Source organism: Cytobacillus oceanisediminis, from assembly GCF_003182355.1.
GTDB classification, from domain to species: Bacteria; Bacillota; Bacilli; order Bacillales; family Cytobacillaceae; genus Cytobacillus; species Cytobacillus oceanisediminis_A.
This window is the reverse complement of the sequence record NZ_QGTW01000001.1, coordinates 298,203-323,105: the sequence shown is the minus strand read 5'-3', so window position 1 is coordinate 323,105 and position 24,903 is coordinate 298,203. Positions and strand designations below refer to the sequence as shown.

At 42.8% G+C, this 24,903-nt stretch carries 19 protein-coding genes and 1 other annotated feature; of the genes, 18 read left to right on the top strand and 1 reads right to left on the bottom strand.

All coding sequences use genetic code 11. The annotated features are described in order from the left end of the window. The first annotated feature begins 147 nt into the window (after nt 1–147). From DFO73_RS01580 to DFO73_RS01520, 12 genes are all read left to right on the top strand, one after another. Nucleotides 148–1,062, top strand: coding sequence for a VOC family protein (locus tag DFO73_RS01580; protein WP_110063033.1), 915 nt, complete (start codon nt 148–150; stop codon nt 1,060–1,062). Between the two features lie 24 nt (nt 1,063–1,086). Beyond that, a complete protein-coding gene (locus DFO73_RS01575) occupies nt 1,087–1,878 on the top strand; it encodes an SDR family oxidoreductase (protein WP_110063032.1) in 792 nt (263 codons plus the stop codon). 26 nt (nt 1,879–1,904) lie between these two features. After that, nucleotides 1,905–3,626 carry a thiamine pyrophosphate-binding protein gene (locus tag DFO73_RS01570; protein WP_110063031.1) on the top strand — a complete coding sequence of 574 codons (1,722 nt, stop codon included), beginning with the start codon at nt 1,905–1,907 and terminating at the stop codon, nt 3,624–3,626. Nucleotides 3,627–3,638: 12 nt separating this feature from the next. After that, nucleotides 3,639–5,084 carry an aldehyde dehydrogenase family protein gene (locus DFO73_RS01565; protein ID WP_110063030.1) on the top strand — a complete coding sequence of 482 codons (1,446 nt, stop codon included), beginning with the start codon at nt 3,639–3,641 and terminating at the stop codon, nt 5,082–5,084. Between the two features lie 12 nt (nt 5,085–5,096). Next, nucleotides 5,097–5,879, top strand: coding sequence for an aspartate dehydrogenase (gene nadX / locus DFO73_RS01560; protein ID WP_110063029.1), 783 nt, complete (start codon nt 5,097–5,099; stop codon nt 5,877–5,879). A gap of 94 nt (nt 5,880–5,973) precedes the next feature. Continuing rightward, entirely contained in the window at nt 5,974–7,281 is a 1,308-nt protein-coding gene (locus DFO73_RS01555) for an aromatic ring-hydroxylating dioxygenase subunit alpha (RefSeq protein WP_110063028.1), read from the top strand. Between the two features lie 54 nt (nt 7,282–7,335). Then, nucleotides 7,336–7,845 (top strand): aromatic-ring-hydroxylating dioxygenase subunit beta, encoded by a 510-nt coding sequence (locus DFO73_RS01550; protein ID WP_110063027.1) that lies wholly within the window; start codon nt 7,336–7,338, stop codon nt 7,843–7,845. 26 nt (nt 7,846–7,871) lie between these two features. Next, on the top strand, nt 7,872–8,657 hold the full coding sequence (locus DFO73_RS01545; RefSeq protein WP_110063026.1) for an SDR family NAD(P)-dependent oxidoreductase: 786 nt from the start codon (nt 7,872–7,874) through the stop codon (nt 8,655–8,657). 491 nt (nt 8,658–9,148) lie between these two features. Continuing rightward, nucleotides 9,149–9,343: a hypothetical protein gene (locus tag DFO73_RS01535; RefSeq protein WP_258309140.1), complete on the top strand. Its 195-nt coding sequence runs from the start codon at nt 9,149–9,151 to the stop codon at nt 9,341–9,343. Between the two features lie 547 nt (nt 9,344–9,890). Continuing rightward, entirely contained in the window at nt 9,891–11,507 is a 1,617-nt protein-coding gene (locus tag DFO73_RS01530; RefSeq protein ID WP_110063024.1) for an ABC1 kinase family protein, read from the top strand. Nucleotides 11,508–11,641: 134 nt separating this feature from the next. Then, the gene (locus DFO73_RS01525) at nt 11,642–12,607 is read left to right on the top strand and encodes a bile acid:sodium symporter family protein (RefSeq protein ID WP_110063023.1); all 966 of its coding nucleotides are present in this window, start codon (nt 11,642–11,644) and stop codon (nt 12,605–12,607) included. 778 nt (nt 12,608–13,385) lie between these two features. Next, the gene (locus DFO73_RS01520; RefSeq protein WP_110063022.1) at nt 13,386–13,841 is read left to right on the top strand and encodes a S1 domain-containing RNA-binding protein; all 456 of its coding nucleotides are present in this window, start codon (nt 13,386–13,388) and stop codon (nt 13,839–13,841) included. Between the two features lie 54 nt (nt 13,842–13,895). Here DFO73_RS01520 and DFO73_RS01515 read toward each other — a convergent pair whose 3' ends face one another. Next, nucleotides 13,896–15,569, bottom strand: a complete 1,674-nt coding sequence (locus DFO73_RS01515) for a ribonuclease J (protein ID WP_110063021.1) — start codon at nt 15,567–15,569, stop codon at nt 13,896–13,898. A 450-nt stretch (nt 15,570–16,019) separates the two neighbouring features. On the opposite strand from DFO73_RS01515, the gene DFO73_RS01510 reads away from it, so the two are divergent. The 6 genes from DFO73_RS01510 to DFO73_RS01485 all read left to right on the top strand — a co-directional run bounded on the left by DFO73_RS01510 (nt 16,020) and on the right by DFO73_RS01485 (nt 24,396). Continuing rightward, the gene (locus tag DFO73_RS01510; protein WP_110063020.1) at nt 16,020–17,393 is read left to right on the top strand and encodes an aspartate aminotransferase family protein; all 1,374 of its coding nucleotides are present in this window, start codon (nt 16,020–16,022) and stop codon (nt 17,391–17,393) included. Next, the gene (locus DFO73_RS01505; protein WP_110063019.1) at nt 17,374–18,852 is read left to right on the top strand and encodes a pyridoxal phosphate-dependent decarboxylase family protein; all 1,479 of its coding nucleotides are present in this window, start codon (nt 17,374–17,376) and stop codon (nt 18,850–18,852) included. The genes DFO73_RS01510 and DFO73_RS01505 overlap by 20 nt, the downstream gene beginning before the upstream one ends. Further along, nucleotides 18,849–20,636, top strand: a complete 1,788-nt coding sequence (locus DFO73_RS01500) for an IucA/IucC family protein (protein ID WP_110063018.1) — start codon at nt 18,849–18,851, stop codon at nt 20,634–20,636. Before DFO73_RS01505 ends, DFO73_RS01500 begins: the two co-directional genes overlap by 4 nt. Next, the gene (locus DFO73_RS01495) at nt 20,620–21,204 is read left to right on the top strand and encodes a GNAT family N-acetyltransferase (protein WP_110063017.1); all 585 of its coding nucleotides are present in this window, start codon (nt 20,620–20,622) and stop codon (nt 21,202–21,204) included. The genes DFO73_RS01500 and DFO73_RS01495 overlap by 17 nt, the downstream gene beginning before the upstream one ends. Continuing rightward, nucleotides 21,179–22,528, top strand: a complete 1,350-nt coding sequence (locus DFO73_RS01490) for a lysine N(6)-hydroxylase/L-ornithine N(5)-oxygenase family protein (RefSeq protein WP_110063016.1) — start codon at nt 21,179–21,181, stop codon at nt 22,526–22,528. Before DFO73_RS01495 ends, DFO73_RS01490 begins: the two co-directional genes overlap by 26 nt. A gap of 68 nt (nt 22,529–22,596) precedes the next feature. Continuing rightward, the gene (locus DFO73_RS01485) at nt 22,597–24,396 is read left to right on the top strand and encodes an IucA/IucC family protein (protein WP_110063015.1); all 1,800 of its coding nucleotides are present in this window, start codon (nt 22,597–22,599) and stop codon (nt 24,394–24,396) included. Between the two features lie 176 nt (nt 24,397–24,572). Next, nucleotides 24,573–24,795 (top strand) — a binding site (T-box leader). Nucleotides 24,796–24,903 lie beyond the last annotated feature (108 nt).

Sequence of the window (24,903 nt, the reverse complement as noted above, 5' to 3'; positions counted from 1 at the left end):
TGATTTCCTCATCGGGATGGTTCGCCAAGTAAATTCGCAGGGTCATCCCGGCTGATTTAACTGACAGGTATCATGTAGCACATTATCAGTGAATTATTAAAAGATTCTTAGTAGATTTGGAAAAAACTATCAATTGGAGGTGCAGGGATGTTAGGAATTACACACTTGCGGCACATTAGTCTGATTACGCCAGTACTTGAGGAACAGGCTGCGTTTTATGAAAAGATTTGGGGGTTGGATAAGGTATCCGAAGATGAGAACTCCGTTTATTTTAGGGGTGCCGGTTCAGAAAACCATATTTTAAACCTTAAGCGGGGAGAACAAGCGGGGCTGCACCACATAGCATTTGGAATGGTTGACAAGAACGCAGTTGATCGTGCTGCTGAAATTCTTGCATCCAAAGGTGTACCGGTCATTTCGCCTCCCGGCTATTTAGATGAAGAAGGCAAAGGGTACGGACTTCGATTTGTTGATCCGGAAAATCGATGCATTGAGCTTTCAGCATGGGTGGAAATGCACACGACAATCTGGAATAAGAAAAATGTTGATCCGGTGAAGCTGAATCATGTTGTCATGAATACGGCAGACCTTGATATGATTACAGATTTTTATACAAATATATTAGGATTCAAGGTTACTGATTGGAGCGAACACCAAATGTCTTTCCTTCGCTGCAACAGAAAGCATCATTCGCTGGCCTTCAATCAGGACCAGCATGCATCTGTCAATCATATCGCCTATGAGGTAGACACTGTGGATGAAGTCATGCGCGGGATTTCAAACGTCAGAAAAGCAGGCTATCAGGAGCTTTGGGGACCGGGACGTCATGGACCAGGAAATAACATCTTCTGTTACTTCCAGGATCCTGCCAAATTTGTCATGGAATACACCTGTTATCTTGAAACCATTGAAGATGAGGAAGAGTGGGTGACTCGAGTATGGAAGAGGGTTCCACATCTGATGGATCAATGGGGAATAGCCGGACCTCCCAAACCTGAAGCACGTGCTGCGATGGGCGGAAAGCCGGATCCGGGCTGGGTCAGCGTGAATGCATTAACCTAAGGAATATATGAAAGGGGTATCGTAATGGACTTTGGTTTAAAAGGAAAAACAGCGGTCATTATGGGCGGGACTTCAGGAGTAGGCCTCAAAACGGCAGAAATGTTCCTTCAGGAAGGTGCAAAAATTGCTTTATGCGGCAGAAATGGAGAGAGGAAAAATAAAGCATTTGACCATTTATTGCAATTCGGATCTCAAGATTCGATCTTTGCTGCCACTTGTGATGTAACAAATAAAGAGGAAGTTAATCATTTTATCGATACAGCAGCATCCCGATTCGAAGGAATTGATATTTTAGTTAATGCAGCCGGACAAAGTGTAATGGGCTATTTCTTCGATATTACAGATGAGCAATGGCAGGAGCAGATTCAATTAAAATATTTTGCCATTATCCATGCGGTACGTGCCGTTCATCCTTATTTAGTGAAGCGTGGAGGCGGTAGAATTATCAATATCAATGCCACTCTTGCAAAGGAACCTGAAAGACATATGGTTGCCACGGCCGCAACAAGAGCAGGACTTTTAAATTTAAGTAAAACGCTTTCCCAAGAGCTTGCATCAGACAATATCCTGGTCAACTCTGTAAGTCTTGGATTAATTCGCACCGACCAGTGGGAACGCAGAAGAATGCAAAACGCACCAGATATGGATCCGGAGGAATATTACAAAGATCTCGCTGCCAAGAGGATGATTCCGTTGGGAAGGGTTGGAGAAGCAGAAGAAGTAGCCAGTGTCATTCTATTTTTAGCCTCAAAGCAGGCTAGTTATGTTTCAGGATCAACTATTGAAACAGCTGGAGCGCTGGGGAAAGCGCTTTAATATTAAGCAAAGGCAGGAATGTAGAGATGAGCCAACAAGAACAATTGGAACATGCACAGTCAAAGAAAAGTGCGCAAATGGAATTTACAGCAGCAGATGCAGTTGTGAAGGAACTTGTCCGTGCTGGTGTAGAAGTGGCATTTGGGATCGTCAGCATACATAACATGCCAATCTATGATGCCATTCTTCGCGAAGGAAGCATTCGTTTAGTTTGTTCCCGCGGTGAGAGCGGTGCGGCAAATATGGCAGATGGGTATGCCCGGGCAACAGGAAAATTGGGAGTGGTCCTAACCAGCACAGGAACTGGCGCAGGAAATGCAGCAGGTTCTCTCATTGAGTCATGGGCAGCAGGTGTACCGGTCCTGCATTTAACAGGTGAGGTTGCATCTCCATACCTTGGAACTGGCAGGGGTTATATTCACGAATGTAAAGACCAGCTATCCATTATGAAAGGTGCATGCAAAAAAGCAATGCGCCTAAGAAGGCCTGAACAGGCAGCAGCTGTTATTAGACAAGCGATAAAAGAATCTTTTGCAGCACCATCAGGACCGGTTTCATTAGAGATTCCGATTGACTTCCAATCTGCCATTATTCCTGATTATTCATTAGAAGAAATAAACATAGAAGCTCAGGAAAGCAGCGTATTCAAGTATCTTCCTGAAGAGGCGTTAACAAAAATCAGCAAAGCTCGCCGCCCGGTCATCTGGGCTGGAGGGGGAGTGATTTCCTCCGGTGCATCCAGGGAAGTGCAAGAGCTTGCGGAAATGATCGGTGCAGCCGTTATAACAAGCCAATCTGGAAAGGGCAGCATTCCGGAGGACCACCCTCAATGTATTGGCCACTTCGCTTCTTTTGAATTAACAAAAGAATTAGTAAAGAAATCGGATCTCCTGATCAGCATTGGGGTCAGGTTTAGAGGGAATGAGACCTCTAACTGGAAAGTAGAAGTCCCTGAAGAGCATATCAGCATTGATGCCGACTGGGAGGCGATGAACCGAAATTATGCTGCCACCCTTGGACTGGTAGGGGATGCCAAGCAGATTTTAAGAAAATTAAATGAAGATTTGTCTAAGCAGCCAATTGTGCCTTCTGAGGTCTATTTGGAAGAAGTGCTTTCAGTAAGGAAGGAACTGCGTCTCCAGTTGAGAGCAACTCTTGGACCATATGAAAAAATAGCTGATGGCATGCGGAATTTGCTTCCACGTGATACTGTACTGGTTCGTGATGTCACTGTTCAGGCAAATGTCTGGGGCAGCCGTTTGTTTGAAATTTATGAACCGCGTACTTCCATTCATGCATCTGGAGGAGGAATTGGGCAAGGTTTGCCAACAGCGATCGGTGCCCAAATGGGATCCAGGGGTCGACAAGTTGTCTTGTTAGCTGGTGATGGCGGCTTCATGGTCAATGTTGGGGAAATGGCAACGGCTGTTCAGGAAAATCTTCCTTTAATCGTTATCTTGTTTGATGATGCAGGATATGGTGTCCTCCGAAATATTCAGGATGCCGCTTATGGACGCCAGGTAGCGGTCGATTTAGTAAGCCCTGATTTTGTACTGCTGGCACAGTCTATGGGATTTGTTTCTGCACGAATCGGTTCCCCGGATGAATTCATATTCGAGCTGGAAAAGGCAATAGATAGGCAAAAACCAACCATGATCGTGGTGGATATGGAAGCAGTTGGACCTATGGCGAAACCATTTGCAGGACCTCCTGGTGCAGCAGAAGCTTTCAAACCGAAAAAGTTATAAGGAGGGATTAGGGTGATATCAACATATCCATTTGTATCAGGTAAGTACTTAATTGGCGGTGAGTGGATTCAGGCGGAAAAAACGGCAGATGTCCGAAATCCGGCTGACCATCAGGATGTAGTTGGAGGAGTCGCATTATGTACAGAAGAGCAGGTAGAGCAGGCTATCTCTGTTGCAGCAAAAGCTTTCGAGGCTTGGTCAAGAAGTGATATTGAGGATAGAGCAAACCGGATGAAACTGGCTGCTGACGAGATCAAAGCAAGCGTCGAGGAGAACGTAACCTTGCTGATCCGCGAGAATGGGAAGGTTTTAGTTGAGGCTAAAAAAGATCTTCTGCGGTGTGTCGATATTATGGTGGAAGCGGCGGAAGAATTGCTGAAATGGTGGAAGCCTGAATCCCTTTCGGGTTCCCAGAAGGTTCAAATTCGCAAGCGTCCGCGCGGGGTTGCGGCTGTAATTTCTCCATGGAATTCACCGATGATCCTTACTTTTAAACGGGTTATACCAGCTGTACTTGCTGGAAACACAGTCGTTGTAAAGCCGGCGACGAGCTGTCCGCTAACGATCATGACTTTCCTGAAGGTAGTTGCATCATATTTCCCGGAAGGTGTTATTAATGTCGTTACCGGTTCAGGAAACGTTATCGGCAATAAGCTTTGCTCAGACCCTCGTATCCGTACGATTGCATTTGTCGGAAGTACCGAAACAGGTAAAGAAATCATGAGGGCTGCTTCGGGCACAGTGAAAAATGTATATATGGAGCTTGGCGGAAATGATGCAGCTATGGTCCTGGAAGATGCAAATCTCGACGGGGATGCCATCAAGCGCCTGCGTTCCGGTGTGCTTCGTGCAGCAGGCCAGGTGTGCTCGGCCATTAAAAGGATTTATGTACATGAATCAAGATATGAGGAACTCATGGATAAGCTTAAGAAAGAATTTCAGCATATTAAGGTTGGAAATGGCATTCAGCCTGATGCAGACATGGGGCCTTTAAATAATAGAACACAGTATGAATATGTGAAAAGCTTGATTGAACGTGCCAAGAATTCAGGTGCTTCAGTCATTACAGGGGGGATTCAGCTTGATCCTGAATCCTGGGATAATGGCTATTACATTATGCCGACAATCATCACAGGTGTTGATCAAAAAAGTGAAATTGTTCGTGCTGAGCAATTTGGCCCAGTCATTCCCATCCTCTCATTTAAAGACAATGAAGAGGTTATCAGGGTTGCAAATGACAGTGAATTTGGGCTAAGAGCTTCTGTTTGGACAGAAGATGAATCCAAGGCGATTGAATTTGCAGACCGGTTAGAGGCGGGCGCCGTTTTCCATAATAACCATACCGTATTCCAGGATCTCCATCTGGACTTCCCGGGCCTCAAGGAAAGTGGTCTTTCACGTGAAACGCGGCATTGCGGCCTGGAGTTTTTTGCAGATTCCTACGGTTTTGCCAACTAGGGGGATACCGATATGAAATTAGCATTAATAGGAGGCGGGAACATTGGCAGGTTCCTGCTTCAAAGCATTAATAAAGACGGGCTCATTCCAAATGCGAAAATTATTGGCATTCATACACGCTGCCAGGAAAACGCACAGGAGTTGTCCCGGGAATTCGAGGCAGAAATCTATGCTGACGTGGAATCTCTTCTGAAATCCGATGCCGACATGGTCATTGAAGCAGCAACCGTTGAGGCTGTAGAAGAGTATGCTGCTTCCATTTTGCTGGCCGGCAAAGATCTGGTAGTAAGCAGTGTTGGAGCATTGGCAGACCAGGGATTTTATAAGTGTCTCGAAGAAATATGCTCTTTAAATGATACTAAAATCCACTTGCCATCAGGGGCAATCGGCGGACTGGATGTTTTGAAAGCGGCAAAATCGATTGGTGAGCTTGATTCTGTCTCCCTGATTACAAGGAAACCTCCGCAGGCTTTGCCTGGTGCCCCGCTTGATAAAATGCATGTGTTATTTGAGGGATCAGCGGCTGAGGCTATTGAATTATTCCCTAAGAATATCAATGTTTCTATCATCTTGTCTTTGGCAGGATTAGGTGCCGAAAAAACCGGAGTCAAAATCATTTCTGATCCAGCTGTAAATAAAAATAGCCATACGATCGAGGCAGCAGGTTCTTTTGGGAAACTATTGCTTCAAGTTGAAAATGACCCGATGCCTAATAATCCAAAGACAAGCTACCTGGCAGCTCTAAGTGTCCTGGCTTCATTGAAGAATAGGGATGCAATGATCCAGGTTGGATGAGAAGAGAGCTTGGTGCTAAATCAGGAAGAGAATATTTTATTCTTTTCCTTGCTACTTGGAGAAGCCTATTTTAAGACAAAGGGGGAATTTACATATGATTAAAACGACAACTAAGAATTTAGAAGAAATGACCCAAAAAGAAACAATCGACTACTTAAACGAAAAAGTCCGGCCTGAGGCTGGATCCATTCCTGCCTTTATCCTCGCAGATCCTAAGATTTACGATATTGAGCATAAAAAGTTGTTTATGAAAACCTGGCTTTTTATTGGCCATGAATCAGAAATTCCAAATAAAAATGATTATATATTAAGGGATTTAGCAGGGTATTCGATTATTATTACAAGAGATTCAGAGAATGAAATCCGCGGTTTTTACAATATGTGCACACACCGGGGGATGAAATTGTGCCGAGCTGACAAAGGAAATAAATCGTCCTTTGTATGTCCTTATCATGGTTTTAATTTTAAGAACAATGGTGATCTCATAGGAGTGCCTCTGCAGAAAGACATTTATGGGAACGAACTGGATAAATCTAAATTGGGACTGCAAAAAGTAAGGATTGAAACGTATAATGGCCTTATTTTTGGAACGTGGAACGATGAAGCTGAATCCCTTTCCAATTTCCTCGGCGATTTCAAATGGTATTTGGATATTTTAGCCGGCCGTGCAGAAATGGAAGTCGTCGGTCCTCCGCAAAGATTTATTATCCACTCAAACTGGAAAGTGGGTGCCGATAATTTTGTGGGAGATTCCTACCACACGATGGTCACTCATGGATCCATAGCAAAATTAGGGATGGTGCCTAGTGCTACTTATTCCAAAAAGGGATACCAAATCCATACCATTAACGGACATGGCTTAAATCTTGGTACACCTAATCCTGACTTCGCTTTCCCAGAAGAGCTCAAATCTGAGTACAAATCCAATCTTTCAGAAGAACAGTATGATGTATTGGCCAATCTTAAAAATATGATTGGAAACATCTTTCCAAATCTTAGCTTCCTCATTTCCCATACAAAGGTAAAAGGACAGCTGATTTCAAATACAACCGTTCGGATGTGGAGACCAATTGGTCCTGGCAAAATGGAGGTAATCGCCTGGTTTTTGGTTGAGAAAAATGCTACCGAGGATTGGAAAAAACGTTCAAGAGACTCCTTTATTTTAACGTTCAGCCCTTCAGGTATTTTTGAGCAGGACGATACAGAAGTATTTACCGACATTACAGCGGCAGCTTCAGGACCAATGCCTGTCATGAAAGAACTTGTCTACAATTATACGATGGGCATCCACCGTGAGCCGGTGCAGAATTTTTCCGGTCCAGGTGTGGTCTATGATGACAAATTCTCTGAAGCAAACCAAAGAAACTTCTATCGTTACTGGCTTGATCTTATGAATGCGTAACAATTTGCTTTTGTTTATTAACGATAGAACGATGCCGGAATGGGGGAGTACTTTATGAGTTTAGAAAAAATGTTAGCAACCTATGAATTTGAACAATGGCTCTACCGGGAAGCCCAGCTGCTTGATGATATTGATTTTGATGGCTGGTTTAGCCTTATGCATTCATCACTAAGTTATCAAATGCCTGTACGCGTCAATAAGGAAGGAACCGAACGTCCCGATTATGCGGAAGATATGTTTTCGTTTAATGATGATATCGAATTGCTGAGCCTAAGAGTAGAACGGTTAAAGACAGATTATGCATGGGCGGAAATTCCGCCTTCCCGCACTCGCCGCTATGTAAGCAATGTGAAACTGACCGATTATGTTCCGAACGCAAAAGCATCGGTTAATAGTTATCTGCTTATCTATCGCAGCCGCAGCACAGACATCCATCATGATTTAATCTCCGGAGAGCGCCGGGATGAGTTTATCTATGATGATGGTGTCTGGAAATTATCCAAGCGGGTATTTATTGTCGATCAAACAACCATCAATACAAGAAACCTGGCTATCTTTGTATAATGCAAACACAAGGAGGAACATCTAGTATGGCTCAGCTTAGTGGGAAATCAGTCTATCTGACCGGAGGTGCCTCTGGCATCGGAAAGGCAGTTACAGAAACTTTTATCAATGAAGGGGCCTTGGTTACTGTACTCGATAAATCAGCAGCCGGCCTTGAAGAATTGAAACAGGAATTCGGGGATCATGTTCAATGTATTGAAGGAGACGTCACTGAATACCAGGATCATGTACATGCTGTAGGAGCAGCTGTAGAATTTGCAGGAAAACTTGATGTACTTGTGGCGAATGCAGGTGTATTCGACGGATTTGCTAAATTTAATCAAGTTACACCAGAGGCAATGTCAGATGCCTATGACTTTTTATTCAATATTAATGTAAAAGGGTATTTTAATTGTGCCAAAGCTTCTGCGGAAGAATTGAAAAAAACAAAGGGAAATATGATTTTCACTGTTTCCGGAGCAGGCTTTTATCCAGATGGTGGCGGTGTCTGGTATACAGCAAGCAAGCACGCGCAGATCGGCTTAATGCGCCAGCTTGCCTTTGAATTAGCTCCGGATATCCGGGTAAATGCGGTTGCCCCTGGCGGCACACTGACAGCGCTTCATGTCATTGAGCCTCTCAAGTCATTTGTAAATTCAGTGGATCAGGATACAAAAGCAAAAAGTATTAAATCTCGGAATCCTCTTCGAATTGCCATGGCAAGTGAAGATCATGTCGCGGCTTATCTTTTGCTGGCTTCTGATCAATCCCGTGCCATCACAGGCGAAGTGATATCTAGTGATGGAGGATTGGCTGTACGGGGACTTTCTTGAAGGGGAGATAATAGTTTAGGGTTTTAATGACAAAAAGCCCAACCGATAAAACCCTTTGGCCGGCAATCATATGGGGAAGGTGTACACCATATTTCGTTTGTTGTAGAAAATTTTGATGGAAAAATCAGGCTGCTTAAGGAAATGGGTTTTCCAGTCATACAAACTGGCAACTGCTTCAATGGTAAAGGCAGATATGCCTATATGGACACAACCTCCACATTTAAAGTGATTATTGAATTACTGGAAAGATATTTAAATTTGCTTCTGCGGCTGCACGATAAAAGTGCAGCCGTTTTTTAAGACTGGCATTCATTCCTCTATTAATTGTAAAATAATACTATTCCAGGATTTTTTAGGGGGAATTATGTACATACGAATCATTTGTAACAGATGGAGTTTTTACCTTATTAAGGCCAGTAGTCTATAGTTTCCTATTGATCGCTGTGGCCATTTTCATTATTGTTCTGCTTCCTAAAGCCTTCCAGAGATTTATGAATGGTTTTACTATTATCAGCATTTCCATCATATCTATTATTATATCTGGCCAGGTACTGTTTTTTGATTCGATCATTGCCGATGAGCTTGGGTTAGGCGGTGACGGAGCCTCGACCTTGATATTTCTTGCGATTGCTGGTTTGAGTGTTGCTAGCCCGGTTATCTTTTACATCAGAAAGGGGGAGAGCTGAAAGTGGTGGCTGCAGAAATAAGGAAATTGAGAATCAGGCAATTGATGTTCTTCAGGTGAGTTTGTAAATTTTGATCTTTCTTTTATATTTTTTCTTGCCATTGGCATATTAGTGGTCATGAACATTAGCTTCATTTTGCATAGCCGTAAAGTGGACGGTGCTAAGACCAAATCCGATCTTAAGGGATTTACCTTGAAATCGAATCTTATAGGCATTGTGATAGGCGGTTTATTTGGGATCATCCTTTTTATATTTACCGTAGATTATGTAGTTTCCGGGTTTTAAGATTACAGCTTGCCCTTATTGAGAAGGGCAGGCTTTTTTTGAGAAGATAAAATTTTCATTAAGGGATAAATAGATTTATAAGGCAGATATTAATTTTATAAGAGGGTTAAATTGATTTATAAGATAGATAATCTTTTATTTAGAAAAATGTGTATAGTTTAGAAGATATTGAAACTTATAGGGAGTGATCATCGTAAAAAGGAGTAAATTGCGTTTTTACAGAATAAAACAATCAATATTTAACTAGAGATGAGCTGATCGGATGAAAACGAAAAATAAATTGTTTCGGATGTATAAAGTGCTTTCTTTGGCGTTTAGCATTTTTGTACAAATTTATTGGTATAAGTGGACCCGCAAACCAGAGGCGGAATGGGAAAAGTTGTGGTCAAGCATCGGAAAAAGGCTTCGGAAAACGCTTTTTGAATTGGAAGGTCTGCTGATTAAGGTTGGACAATTCATCAGTATACGCTCTGACCTGCTGCCGGATGCTTTTATTAGGGAAATTCAGGATCTTACCGACAATGTTCCGCCATCAGAATGGAGCAAGATTCACGAGATATTGATCGAAGAATGGGGATTTGAGCTGTCCAAGAAGGTGCTGGCGATCGAAAGGGATGCCATTGCATCCGCTTCGATTGGCGAGGTTTATAAAGGGGTTTTGCAGGATGGATCATCCGTTGCCATCAAGGTGCAGCGTCCTGAAATTCAATCCATTGTACAGACTGACTTCAGGACGTTAAGCATTCTGATTTGGTTTGCGGATCATTTTGTTCCAATTCCAAAAGGCTTTATTAATCTGAAGGTGCTGTTTCAGGAATTGAAGCAGGTGATTGAGCGGGAGCTTGATTTTACAAAAGAAAAAGAAACGCTTCTTTATTTTAAGAACCGCTATAAAGAAAGTGATGATGTACGGATTCCTGCCGTTTATCCTGACCTATGCACATCTAAAGTTCTTGTGATGGAATGGGTGGAAGGAAGGAGGCTCACGGATATTGGTGCGGTGGAACAATTGAATATTTCCCGCCCGGATTTGGCCCGTCGGCTAATGAAGATTTTTATCCCGCAATGGCTTGAACCCGGCATGTTTCATGCAGATCCTCACCCCGGCAATGTCCTGGTATCTCGGGAGGGACATATCATCCTGCTTGACTTCGGGATGGCAGGGGAAATCTCGAAAAAGGATGCTGCTGCTTTTCAAAGTTTAATTGAAAGCTTTCTGGCCAAAAATTATTCTAAAGCAGTCGAGTGCTTGTCCCGGTTAGGGTTTTTGCTTCCTGAAGCAGATCCAGGAACGATTGAAAGACTGATTGCGGAGTGGGTAACATTTGATCCTGCCCAGTTAAAAGAAATGGATTTTATTGCCCTAAAACTGGAATTAAATGACCTGATTGCTGCGCTCCCCATCCAGGTGCCAACCCGATTCGTTTTTCTGGGACGTTCTTTTATGACGATTGAAGGGATCATTCGAAACCTGACACCAGATGAAGAACTGCTCGACTTAGGGAAACCAGTTTTCACCGAATGGCTGAATTCTCACGGCAATAAATGGTCATTCATTTGGAGAGTTATTCAGTCCCAGCCTTTATTTAAAATCTTCCATTCTGCCGTTGAGTTCCTGGAGACACCGAGTAAATTGGAGCAATTAAAGGAATCGGAGCAAAGAAGGGAATTTCAATTTGCGATTTTTGAGAATAGAAAGAAGCAGCTTTTTCAGCTGTTATTAATTGGTATAATCGGAGTGGGTACAGGTTACTGTTTAGCCGAAAGGCTGATTTGGCAGCTATCCGCTGGTTTGTCAGGGATTGCGCTTGCCGGCTACTGTTTAACAAGCTTCAAGCTGGAAAAATGGCTCAAGTATATGCCGGAAAAGCGGAGGTAAAGCTATGAAAGTATGAAAGCGCCAGTGATCCTGGCTCTTTTTTTTACCAATCAGGTATTTGAATATAGTATTTTTATGGTAAAATAATTAGTTAGGTAATTAAAGATATCGGCAAGAAGAAGGGAGTCATCATTGTGCTATATAAATTAAATAAACAACTGGAAACAATCATGCCATTGATAACTCCAGCAAGTCTGGTTCTTGGTGTTTTGCTGGCCGGTTACCTTATAGACTATTCCTCTATCATTCCATGGGTTTTTGCTTTTATGACGTTTTCCGGCAGTCTTAATTCAAATTTTAGTTCTCTAAAACAAATTTTGCATCATCCAAAACCGTTATTTTTCATTTTGCTCATGTTACATATAGTGATGCCGCTTTTTGCATGGAGTTCCGGCCACTTGGTCTTTGGGGATGATGCTTACACGATTACGGGGTTAGTATTGGCGATGGCTATACCAACAGGCATATCAAGCTTTATCTGGGTATCGATTTATCGAGGGAACATCCCTCTTACTTTGTCGATTATATTGGTTGACACCTTTCTATCTCCGTTTATTGTGCCCTTGGCACTATCCGTATTTTTTCAGACCACAGTAGACATTGATGTTTTACCGATGGTGACAGGACTCTTCTGGATGGTGGTGCTGCCTTCTTTCCTGGGTATGATTTTAAACCAGGTTACGAAAGGAAAGAGTGCTGTGATTTTAAGCAGCCGCCTAGCCCCTTTTTCGAAGCTCGGGATGGCCATTGTAGTCATACTGAACGGAGCTGTCGTTTCCCCCTATCTAAAAGAGGTGAACTTGAAATTAATTGGAATTGCAGTTACTGTCTTTTTTATCGCTTTCATGGGTTACTTGCTATCCTTTATTATTGCCAATATGTTGAAGTATGACCGGGAAACCACAGTGGCAATCACCTTTAATGGAGGAATGAGGAATATCAGTATAGGTGCTGTAGTGGCTGTCACGTATTTTCCGCCAGCAGTTGCCGTTCCGGTTGTCCTCGGAATGCTTTTTCAACAAGTATTGGCCTCCCTTTTTGGCGTCATTATTAAGAGGCATTTCAGCAGGGAAGTGCTTCAGGAAGGCCATTCAGTTTAATTAGCAACCTGCTATCAGCTCCTATTACTGGGGCTTTTTTTAGGAAGATTGGCAAATTAATATTTAAATATTTTAAGGAAACGAAAAGCATCAAATCGACATTCTGGTCGTTTATTTCCAACCGGGTTTGCCTTTTTAGTTATGTTTATTGTTGCACTGCTGGCGAGGAGGGAAAAGTCTATCATAGAGTTAGCAGGATATAATGGATTTTTACGATAAATAAATGAAGCCGATCCATTTTGGGTTGGCCGGTATTACTATTGATTCGGCCGGTAAATCATAATATAAGGCCGGTAAATATACGAAATTGGCCGGTAAATATTTAAAAAATCCAATTCATTCTTTTAAAATGTAAAATCATAGGATCTATTGGGAGGAGCCAGGCAACCTGGCTTTTTTCATATGTGAAAAATAACGTTCAGGATAGAGAATTTGATATTCTCCACTTAAAAATGCTATAAGCACATAAATTTTTTTATGCGCACATATATCCGTGCTATCCGCACAGAAAAAATTTTATCCGCACATAAATCACAATTTCCCGTAAAAAATTCACTCTAAGCTGCTATTTTGTATGCATAAATAGAAATAAATATGCTTTTTTTCGTTATTTTGAATAAAATTGAGGCAAAAACATGATTTATCTTTAATTTAAGCGGGTAGAATATCGAGGAGATATGGACTATAATGAAGCATATATGCTGATTTTCCGAATTTGAAATTATTTTTAAAAAAAGTTATAATAAGTCGTTGTTAACATTACTGAGGGGGAAGTTTTTTGTCAATCGAAATAGGTAGTAAAGTACAAGGAAAAGTAACAGGCATTACAAATTTTGGAGCTTTTGTTGAATTGCCTGGAGGAACAACAGGTCTCGTTCACATCAGTGAAGTAGCGGACAGCTATGTCAAAGATGTGAATGACCATTTGAAAGTAGGCGACGAGGTTACTGTAAAGGTGCTTAGTGAGAAGGAAGGCAAAATTGCTCTTTCCATCAAAAAAGCAGTGGACAGACCTGAAGGACAAACTTCATCTTATTCACAGCGCCCACCGCGCCAGGGAAGAGATGATCGCCGTGGCGGTTCTAGAGATTTCCGTTCGAAAGGAAACTTTAAACCGAAAGAAAGCTTTGAAGATAAGATGGCTAAATTTTTAAAGTCGAGTGAAGAAAATATTTCTTCATTGAAGCGCAACACTGAATCAAAGCGGGGCGGCCGAGGCGGAAGACGCGGCTAATCAGCTCCCTTTAGATAAAGGCAAGCCCGGTTACAGGCTTGCCTTCTTTGTCGTTTAGATTTCAATGATGATAGGCAGGATCATTGGCTTGCGTTTTGTTTGCGTAAACAAATACTGCCCCAATGATTTTTTAATGCTTTGTTTGATGACATTCCACTGGCTTTTATCCTGTTCCGGCAGGTCGTTCACCGTTTTTTCGACAAGCCGGTTGATTTCCCTTAAAAGGTCCTCAGATTCCCTGGCATATATAAATCCGCGTGAAATCGTATCAGGCCGCGAAATCATTTTCCGATCACTTTTACTCATCGTTAGGACAATGACAATCATGCCGTCCTCGGAAAGCTGCTTGCGGTCGCGAAGTACAATGCTTCCAATATCCCCAACACCCACACCGTCTACATACGTATCTCCTGCAGCAATCCTCCGGGTTTGCCGGGCAGCGCCGTTCTCAATATCAACTACATCGCCATTTTTTATGATAAAAGTATGGCCTTTTTCCACGCCTACAGATTCCGCCAGCAAACGGTGGTGATGAAGCATTCTGTATTCACCGTGAATTGGGATAAAATATTTTGGCATCATCAATGTAAGCATGAGCTTTAAATCCTCCTGGTACCCATGACCGGAAACATGCATGCCTGTAGAGCTTCCGGTTCCGTAAATCACTCTTGCGCCAAGCTGGAAGAGGTTATCGATGATTTTAGAAACATCCCGCTCATTTCCTGGAATAGGAGATGCGGCCAAAATCACAGTATCTTCAGGATGAATCTCTGCATCGCGATAATTTCCGGTTGATAGACGCGATAGAGCCGCCATCGGCTCTCCCTGGCTTCCTGTACAAAGAATACATACTTTTTCCGGAGGCAAGTTCATCGCTTCTTTCGGATCAGCAAGCATTCCTTCGGGAACATTGAGGTACCCGCGCTTAATTGCCACATCCACCACATTCACCATACTGCGGCCAAGCAGCACCAGTTTGCGCTTTGTTTTAATCGCCGCTTCAACTACCTGCTGGACACGGCTTACGTTGGAAGCGAAAGTGGAGATAATGATTTTACGGGGAGCCTTTATAAAGGCCTCTTCAATATTTTCTCCGACAATCTGTTCAGTTGGCGTGGAGCCTTTCCGCTCCGCATTTGTACTTTCTGATAAAAGAGCCAAGACACCGTTTCGTCCAATTTCCGCCATTTTATGAATATCCGAATGCTCCTGATTCACCGGTGTTAAATCAAATTTAAAGTCACCGGTGTGAACGACATTGCCTTCAGGTGTTTGAAAAACAATTCCAAGGCAGTCGGGTATACTATGATTTACTTTAAAAAAGCTCACACCGATTTCACCAAAAGTAAGACTGGATTCAGAGTCGATGCTGACAAGTTCTGAATCCCCAATCAGCCGGTGCTCTGTAAGCTTTAATTCAATCAATCCAAGCGTAAAACGGGTCGCATAAATCGGCATGTTAATTTTTTTTAGTAAATATGGAACTCCGCCGATATGGTCTTCATGTCCATGCGTCACAATCAATGCACGGATTTTGTCCCTGTTTTCCTCCAGATAGGTAATGTCAGGGATGATTAAATCGATTCCAAGCAAGCTCTCATCCGGAAATTTTCCCCCGGCATCAATCACAATGATATCGTCGCCATATTGAATTACATACATGTTCTTCCCAATCTCATTTATGCCGCCCAGAGAAAATATGGATAATTGTTTTCCGTTTGACTCCATATGTATATCCTCCCACTAAAGTGATTTTTCTTAGCATTCCCGAATAGGGAAGGATTATAAAAGAATGGATTTTTTTAGCCATGGAAAAAGCTATTGAAAAATGAAATCAGAAGAGAAATATAATTCTCGGGAAAATTTTTAGAAATAAAGGTGACTAAAGACTTAAATTTATATGCTCTATTCCTGAGCCATTTTGAAGAGGAAAGAGGGAAGATCCAATAGTGGCTTATTTATCTTGAACCTCCTGATAAACCCTTCCATGGCAGTAAATCCCAGCTTAATAGGAAGGCAAGTAGAATCACTTCTTAAGACCTGTGCGAATTTAGTGGTTTTAAAAAAAAGAAGAGGTATTAGGGAAAAATTCCTATTGACGATGATAATCATTATCAATTAAAGTAATGGAGTAATCAATAATGAGAATCATTTTCAACACAAAACAGGAGGGTTATGATGAGTATCTTTCAAATAGACAAAACAAATGAGCTTTATTTAAAACAGCAGGAAAAACGTGAATCAAATGCAAGATCATATCCAAGACGCATTCCCATTGCCATTGAAGAAGCAGAAGGCATTTATGTTAAAGATGCAGATGGCAGAAAGTATATTGACTGTTTAGCGGGAGCGGGAACCCTTGCACTGGGACATAACCATCCAGCCGTAATCAAAGCCATTGAGAAAGTTCTTCATGACAAGCGGCCTTTACATACATTGGATATAACGACACCTGTGAAGGAAGAGTTTGTGAGTGAAGTGTTCAGGAGCCTGCCCGAAGAGCTTGCAAACAACGCAAAGATCCAGTTTTGTGGACCGACAGGCGGCGATGCCATTGAAGCGGCGATCAAACTGGTCAAAACCGCAACAGGGAGAAGGAGTATTCTTTCCTTCCAGGGCGGGTATCACGGAGCCACCCATGGGACGATGGCCCTTTCCGGGAATCTCGGGCCAAAGGCAAAGGTTCAAGGTCTCATGCCGGATGTCCATTTCATGCCATACCCGTATGCTTACCGCTGTCCTTTCGGAGTAGGCGGAGAGGAGTCACATAAAATCAGCAGCCGCTACATAGAAAATCTTCTGGATGATCCGGAAAGCGGGATATTGCCGCCGGCAGCTATGATTCTGGAAGTCGTACAGGGTGAAGGGGGTTCCATTCCGGCGCCTGTGGAATGGCTGCGGGAAATACGGAGAATCACGAAAGAGCGTGACATTCCGTTAATCATTGATGAAGTGCAAACAGGCATAGGACGTACGGGAAAGCTTTTTGCGTTTGAGCATGCAGACATTGTTCCAGATGTTGTGGTTCTGTCGAAAGCAATTGGCGGGAGCCTGCCTCTATCGGTTGTCATATATGATAAAAAACTTGATAAATGGTCACCCGGCGCCCACATCGGAACGTTCCGGGGTAACCAGATGGCAATGGCGGCCGGAACGGCAACATTGCGTTTTGTGAAAGAAAATCATTTGGCTGAACATGCAGCAGCTTTAGGAAATAAGTTAATTCAGGAGCTTTCTGAACTGCAGAATCTTGTACCTGAGATGGGTGATGTACGAGGGCGCGGACTGATGGTGGGAGTAGAGATGGTGAACCCTTCAGAGCCTGCTGGTGGAACAAACTGTTTTAAGGCAAATCCTCAGCTTGCAAGCCGTATACAGAGGGAATGCTTCAACAGGGGCTTAATTCTTGAAGTCGGCGGGAGACATGGCAGTGTAATCCGGTTCTTGCCGCCGCTGATCATTACGGATGTACAGCTTGAAGAAGTAATCGCGATTTTCAAGGAAGCGGTTCTTGCCGCTCTAGAGGTGGAACATGACGAAAACAAATTTTGACCAATTCTTTTTAAATAACACCGCTGAAGGCCTTCAAAGCTTTCAGCGGCTTATCTCTGAATCAGGGCATTTATTGAGCGATTATTATAAACAGCAAACACAGGTATTCAATGGCAAAACACCGGAAGAAATTGAAAACGACATAGCCGCTTTACCGGACAGTTCTCTAAGAGGTGAAGATCCCTCAGTTGTTCTGAATGAGATCATGCAGAAGGTTGTAAACAACAGCATACATGTTTCACATCCAGCCAGTATGGCACACTTGCACTGTCCGCCGCTAGTTCCGGCAATCGCAGCTGAGTTGATGATTGCTGTTTTGAACCAATCAATGGATTCCTGGGACCAAAGTTCTGCGGCTACCTACTTGGAGGAAAAGATGATCCGCTGGCTGTGCCAAAAGCTATCGCTATCCGATCAGGCGGATGGCACCTTTACAAGCGGTGGAACGCAATCAAATTATATGGGATTGCTGCTGGCGAGAGATCACTTTTGTGAAAAACACTGGAATTGGAACACGAAAATACAGGGACTTCCTCCAGAGAGTCATAAGCTGCGGATTCTTTGTTCAGAAAACGCCCATTTCACTGTGGAAAAATCAGCTTCTCAGTTAGGGCTTGGAGAACAGGCAGTTGTAAAGGTGAAAACTGATAAAAGGAAGCGAATGGATATTTCTTCTCTAAAAGAAGAGATCAAGAGGCTGAAATCAAGCGGATTCATACCAATTTGTGTAGTAGTTACTTGTGGAACGACTGACTTCGGAAGTATTGATCCGGTGGATAAGATTTCTGAAACAGCTGCAGAGCATGGGCTTTGGCTTCATATGGATGCAGCATATGGAGGGGCCGTGATGCTAAGTGAGAAGCATCGGGGAAAGCTGCAGGGAATTGAAAAAGCAGATTCTATTACTGTGGATTTTCACAAGCTATTTTACCAGCCTATCAGCTGCGGAGCTTTTTTTGTAAAAGACAAACGATGCTTCAGGCATCTGACACATCATGCTGATTACTTAAATCCAGAGAAGGAAGACCTTCCCCATCTTGTGAACAAATCTGTCCAGACAACGAGGCGCTTTGACGCTCTCAAGCTTTACATGTCTCTGAGGCTTGTAGGGGAAAAGAATTTTTCCGATATGATCGATCATACGATTAGGCTGGCAGAACAAACGGCTGAATTTATGAAACAAATACCGGGTATTGAATTAAGCAATTCCAATCCTGAACTGAACGCTGTGGTGTTCCGGTTTAAAGAAGGACGCGATCCAGATGAACTGAATATGTACATCTATAAAAAGGTTTTACATAGCGGGTTAGCCTTAATGGCGAAGACAAAAGTAAACGGGCAGGTGTTTCTAAAATTTACACTGCTTAACCCGCGCACCACCATTAAGGACATGGAGGTTCTTTTTCATTCTCTTATACAGTTTGCTGAAGAGTACAATTTCGAGGGGGTTGCCAAATGAAATACTATAAACTTCAAGCAGAGAAGGCAAGCATGCAAGGTTTCCTGAACTGCTACTTGCGGGAAACGCAGAATTTTATACTAGATGAAAATGAGAATACCCATATGGAGTGGATTGGTGAGGCTCCAGCTATGTGGCTGAAAATCAACCTGACCAATCAGGGTTCGGTGATTCATGCGGCAGTTAAGCATTGGTCACTGACCGGGAGACATTTATTTCACTTTCCTATATCAATTGAAAGTAATGGAAAGGCAGCCCCGCTTGACTATGTCACCATGGTGTCAGTTATCAGCAAGGAATTATTGCTATCACAAAACCGTGAAGATGCGGAAGACGAGCTAATGCTGCGGACCATCTTAAGCTGCCGGAATATTCAGCGGTATCTGCGGGAACGGGAAGAGGATGCCGGGAATCTGGAGAACAGTGATTTCACGTTTATCGAGGCAGAACAATCGCTTTTACTGGGCCACCTGCTTCATCCGACACCGAAAAGCAAGCAGGGCATGACTTTTGAAGAAGAGTCCCTTTATTCACCTGAATTAAAAGGATCATTCCAGCTGCACTTTTTTAAAGCGGACCGGTCCCTAGTCGATCAGGACTCTGCTGATAAGCTAACTGCTGAGGAAATGACTTTCACACTTCTAAAAAAAGATGAGCGATTTTTAGAGAAATACGGTCAGGATGAGCAATCCGTATATATTCCTGTTCATCCTCTCCAAGTGCCCATCCTGTTAAAGGACGAATACGTACAGGACTTAATTCTGTCAGGAAAGCTGAGCTATATCGGGCCATATGCTGAGCCTTTCTCAGCAACGTCTTCGATGCGCTCCGTGTATAGCCATAATTACAGGTATATGTTTAAGTTCTCGGTTCCGGTTAAAATCACGAATTCACTGCGCGTGAATTTGGAAAAAGAACTTCACAGGGGTGTGGAAGTGACACGGCTAATGCAATCGGAAATTGGAGAACAGCTTGGGGAGCTTTATCCGTCTTTCCGCATTATACGCGATCCGGCTTACCTGAACATTCCGTCGGAAAAAGAAACCTCTGGCTTTGAAGTGGTGATCCGGGAGAATCCTTTTTATCAAAACGGACAGAATGCCAGTTTAATAGCAGGCTTTGTTCAGGACCATCCTTTCGGCGGCAAGACACGTATTGAAGCTGTTATCAAAGAAATTGCAGAAAGGGAGGGCCGGACTAATCAGGAAGTAAGCAGGGATTGGTTTGAGAAATACTTATCCATGACATTAGATCCTTTAATTTGGCTCTATGAGACTTATGGCATCGCATTGGAAGCCCATCAGCAGAACGCCATTATTCAGCTGGAAAAAGGGTACCCGAACCAATTCTATTATCGGGATAATCAAGGCTATTATTATAGCGAATCAAAAGCAGCTCTTCTTGCTGAGCAGGTTCCTGGACTAAACCGTAAAAGTGTCACGATTTGCAGTGATGAAGTGGCAATTGAACGATTCCGGTACTATTTTTTCATGAATCATTTGTTTGGATTAATTAATGGATTTGGAGCCTCAGGCCTTATTGATGAATCGGAATTGCTGATGATCCTGAAAAAGCGTCTGACTCACCATAACGAAAAAGCGTGCAGAAATTCCGACTTGCTAAGAAGCTTGCTTGAAATGGAATACCTGCCATGCAAAGCCAATCTCCTAACCCGATTCCATGATATGGATGAGCTTGTCGGCTCACTGGAGAGTCAGTCTGTTTACACAAATATCCCAAATCCGTTAAAAAAGGTGATGATTCCCGATGCAGCCAGACTTTAGTTATTATGATGCTTCAACTAAGAAGACCATTTCTTTTGTAAAAGTTGACTTTGACCGGGATGTGAAACTTTTGCATACATGGCAGAAGCAGCCATATGTCATTCCGTATTGGAACCTGGATATGCCGTTTGAAGAATACAGAGCACATCTGCAAAAATTTTTGGAAGATTCGCATCAGACTTTGTATCTGGGCTTAATGGATGGAATCCCGGTGAGCTATTGGGAAGCATATTGGGTTAAAGGGGATGTGGTAGAAAATTGCTATGAAGCACACCAATCCGATCAAGGAATCCATCTCCTGATCGGCAATAAAAACTATCTTGGTAAAGGTTATGCCCTGCCACTATTGCGAGCCATGGTACACTTCCAATTTTTATCGAAGGATACTGAAAAAGTAATTGCCGAGCCGGATATCAGGAATGAAAAGATGATTCATGTTTTTGAGAAATGCGGCTTTGAAAGGGTAAAGCCAATTACGCTCCCGGACAAAACGGGCTTGCTGATGTACTGCAGGAGAGAAACGTTTGAGAGGAGATGGGGAAATGTTTTTGCAAAAGCCACATCCTGAGAAAGTGTATGACATAATCGGAGTCGGCATTGGGCCCTTCAACCTTGGACTTGCCGCCATGATTCAAGAAACCGGAGGAAAACATGCCCTGTTCTTTGAACAAAAAACAGAATTCAATTGGCATAAGGGAATGCTGATTGATGGGACGACGCTACAGGTACCATTTTTCGCAGATTTGGTCAGTATGGCAAATGTTAAAAGTAAATTTACCTTTTTAAATTACCTTCAGGAGCATAACAGGCTGTATCACTTTTATTTTCTTGAAAAATTCCATATTCCAAGGAAAGAGTATAACGATTATTGCCGCTGGGTGGCCAGTCAGCTTCCCCATTGCAGGTTTGGGAACCAGGTGGAGGAAATCAATCCTGTAAAAAGTGAGAAGGGCCAGCTTTATGAGGTGATTGTAAAAAAAGTGGAGACCGGAGAGATCCGGAGTTTTTACAGTAAACATTTGGCGGTTGGCATTGGAACAAGTCCAGCTGTGCCGGCTCATCTGGAGAAAAGTCTTGGACAGAACGTCATTCACTCCTCTCAATACATGGAACGGAAGGAAGAATTCCAAAAGTCAAAATCAGTCACGGTCATTGGCTCCGGTCAAAGCGCTGCAGAGGTTTTTCATAACCTTCTGCAAGATCAGGCTACAGGTAAGTATTCTTTAAACTGGTTTACGAGATCGAAAGGATTTTTCCCCATGGAATATTCAAAGCTGGGACTGGAGTATTTTTCACCGGACTATGTGAATTTCTTTTATAAGCTGCCGCAAACGGCAAAGGATGAGCTTCTGCCAAAGCAGGATCTGCTTTATAAAGGCATCAGCATGGACACGATAGCAGACATCTATGACTTACTCTATGAAAAAACAGTAGGCAGGGAGAACCCCGAAATTCACCTGCAGGCGATGACAGAATTGCTGGATCTAAAAGAGAAAGATGGAACAAATCTTCTGACACTGAAACAGGATGTTACGGGAGAAGTTTTCGAGCTTTTGTCTGACATCGTCATCCTAGGAACAGGCTATTCTCCGTCTATTCCGCACTTTTTGCTAAACATGCAGAATCATATTGAGTGGGATGAAAAAAACAGGTATAAAGTGACACGCGATTATCGGCTGCAGACCAAAGGGCTCCAGGAGAATGATATCTTCATTCAAAATGGCGAGCTTCATACCCATGGAGTGGGTGCCCCGGACCTTGGCCTTGGCGCATACCGCAATGCAATGATCGTGAATAAATTGTATGGGCGCGAGATTTATCATCTAAGTCAAAAGAATGTTTTCCAAGCATTTGAAGTACAGCCAGCTTTGAAGAAAGCTGCTGTTCAGTGAAATCAGACGGGGCTAATCCAAATAAGAGAAAAAAACTGATATTCATATTATAGATTAGGAGGAATAGCATGTTATATCTGAATGAAACAGAAGCTATTTTACAAAAAGAAGCGTGGGAGAAAGTTAATAGAAGCTTGCTGGCTAAAATGCTTGCGGAATATATGTATGAGGATATGATCCATCCGGAAAAAGTTAATGAGTACTATGTTCTCACGACCCAGAATGAACGAAAATACCGTTTTAAAGCGGAAAAACGCTACTTTGACAGCTATGATGTCAAGGAGGAAACAATCGAAGTAATGGAAAAGAATGTTTGGAGGCCTGAGGTAAATGCGATCCGCTTTTTAACTGACATTCAGGAGAACATTGGAATGTCATCTGAAACAGCGGGGCATTTAATTAAAGAACTAAATCACACGCTTATTGCCGATGCGTATCTGCTGGCACATCACGTAAAAACATCTGATCAATTAACAGAACTGGATTATGCCGAACTTGAAGGAGAAATGTCCGGGCATCCATGGATTACATATAATAAAGGCCGGATAGGATTCGGATTTGATGATTATTTGAAGTATGCACCTGAAATGCAGCGAGAAACAAAGCTTTTCTGGATTGCCGTTCATCGTGGCCTTGCTCAATTCCAATCGGTCAGTGAACTGCATTATGATAAACTGATTGCGAATGAACTGGGTGAAGAGATGGTCCAAAATTTTCGGGAGGTCATCCAAAAGTATGGAAAATCCCCTCAGGAGTACTATTTCATGCCGGTTCATGAATGGCAATGGCTGAATGTACTTGTACAAAATTTTCCGGAAGATTTGGCCAATCAAAAGATAATCCCGCTTGACGAAGGGACAGATCATTATTTGCCTCAGCAATCGATCAGAACGTTTGTAAACCTTACAAACAGGTACAAACACCATGTGAAGCTGCCGATGAGCATACTCAATACACTTGTCTATCGCGGGCTGCCTTCAGAGAGAACGGTTATAGCCCCTCAGGTTACCGCATTTGTGAAAGACATTTTTGAAAATGACAGCTTTTTAAAGGAGGAGTGCGAAGTAGTACTGCCTGGTGAAGTGGCAAGCATCAATGTAAGTCATCCTCACTACAGTGAATTAAAAGGAGCTCCTTATCAATACCTTGAAATGCTTGGAACGATCTGGCGGGAAAGTATTTACGGTTATCTAAAAGAAGGGGAAAAGCCTATTACTTTAGCAGCCCTGCATCATGTTGATCCAGACGGCAAACCATTTGTGCAGAGTTTAATTGAAAAATCAGGGTTAAATGCTGATGAGTGGATCAAACAATTCTTTGGCACCATCATGCCGCCGCTATTGCATTTTCTTTATCAATACGGGACTGTGTTCTCCCCGCATGGGCAAAACACGATTCTAATATTAAAAGATTATAAGCCTGCTAGACTGGCAGTGAAGGATTATGTGGATGATGTCAACATATCAGACCAGCCGTTCCCGGAGCTCGCCGGTCTCGACGAAAACATGAAGTCCGTATTGCGCAGTGAACCGCCAGAGGGTCTGACTCAATTTATTTTTACAGGATTGTTCATCTGCCACCTGCGATACATGGCAAACGTTCTGGTTACTAACGACTTGATGGAGGAAAAAGACTTCTGGTCACACCTTGCGGAAGCAATTCAGGCATACCAGGAAAAGTTTCCGCATCTTGAAGAGCGATTCAAACTGTTCGACTTCTTCAAGGCGGAACTGACTAAGTTATGTCTGAACCGGAACCGTATGGTTGACTATGGATACGGAGATGGCGATGACCGGCCGCATGCATCAGAATTTGGAAAGGTGCGCAATGCATTGCACGACATTAGACAGGAAACCATGACCATTTAAACCCTTCATTAGAATGTTAGCATGAAAATAAAATACCCATGCAAAAAGTTATCTTCGAGTATTTAAATGGCATATTTTAGTTTCCTTTTGAAAAAAACTATCATAGTTCGCATTTTATTCATTGACATAAAATTCATCAGCGTGCATAATAATTCTAATTAAATGAACTCTATTGTATAAAAGTCATGACAGGGAACCAGTAAATGGAACTCAGGCAAGAAGAGAGCGGGATTCACCGGCTGAAAGATTCCGCAGCCTGCAAAGCTATTGAACCTATCCCTTGAACTGCCAGGCAAACCTGGCCGTACTCCTGCGTTAGGGGAGTTCCAAAGCGGGCACTTGTATGTTAAGTGCCAATGAAGGTGGTACCGCGAAAGACAAAGCTCTTCCGTCCTTTTTTACAGGGACAGGAGGGCTTTTTTTATTTTAAGCTTTGTTTGGAGCGGAACGGGCGTAATCTCGAAAATGCATTTGAAATTTCCTTCGTGTGCGGAGCTTATTCAATGT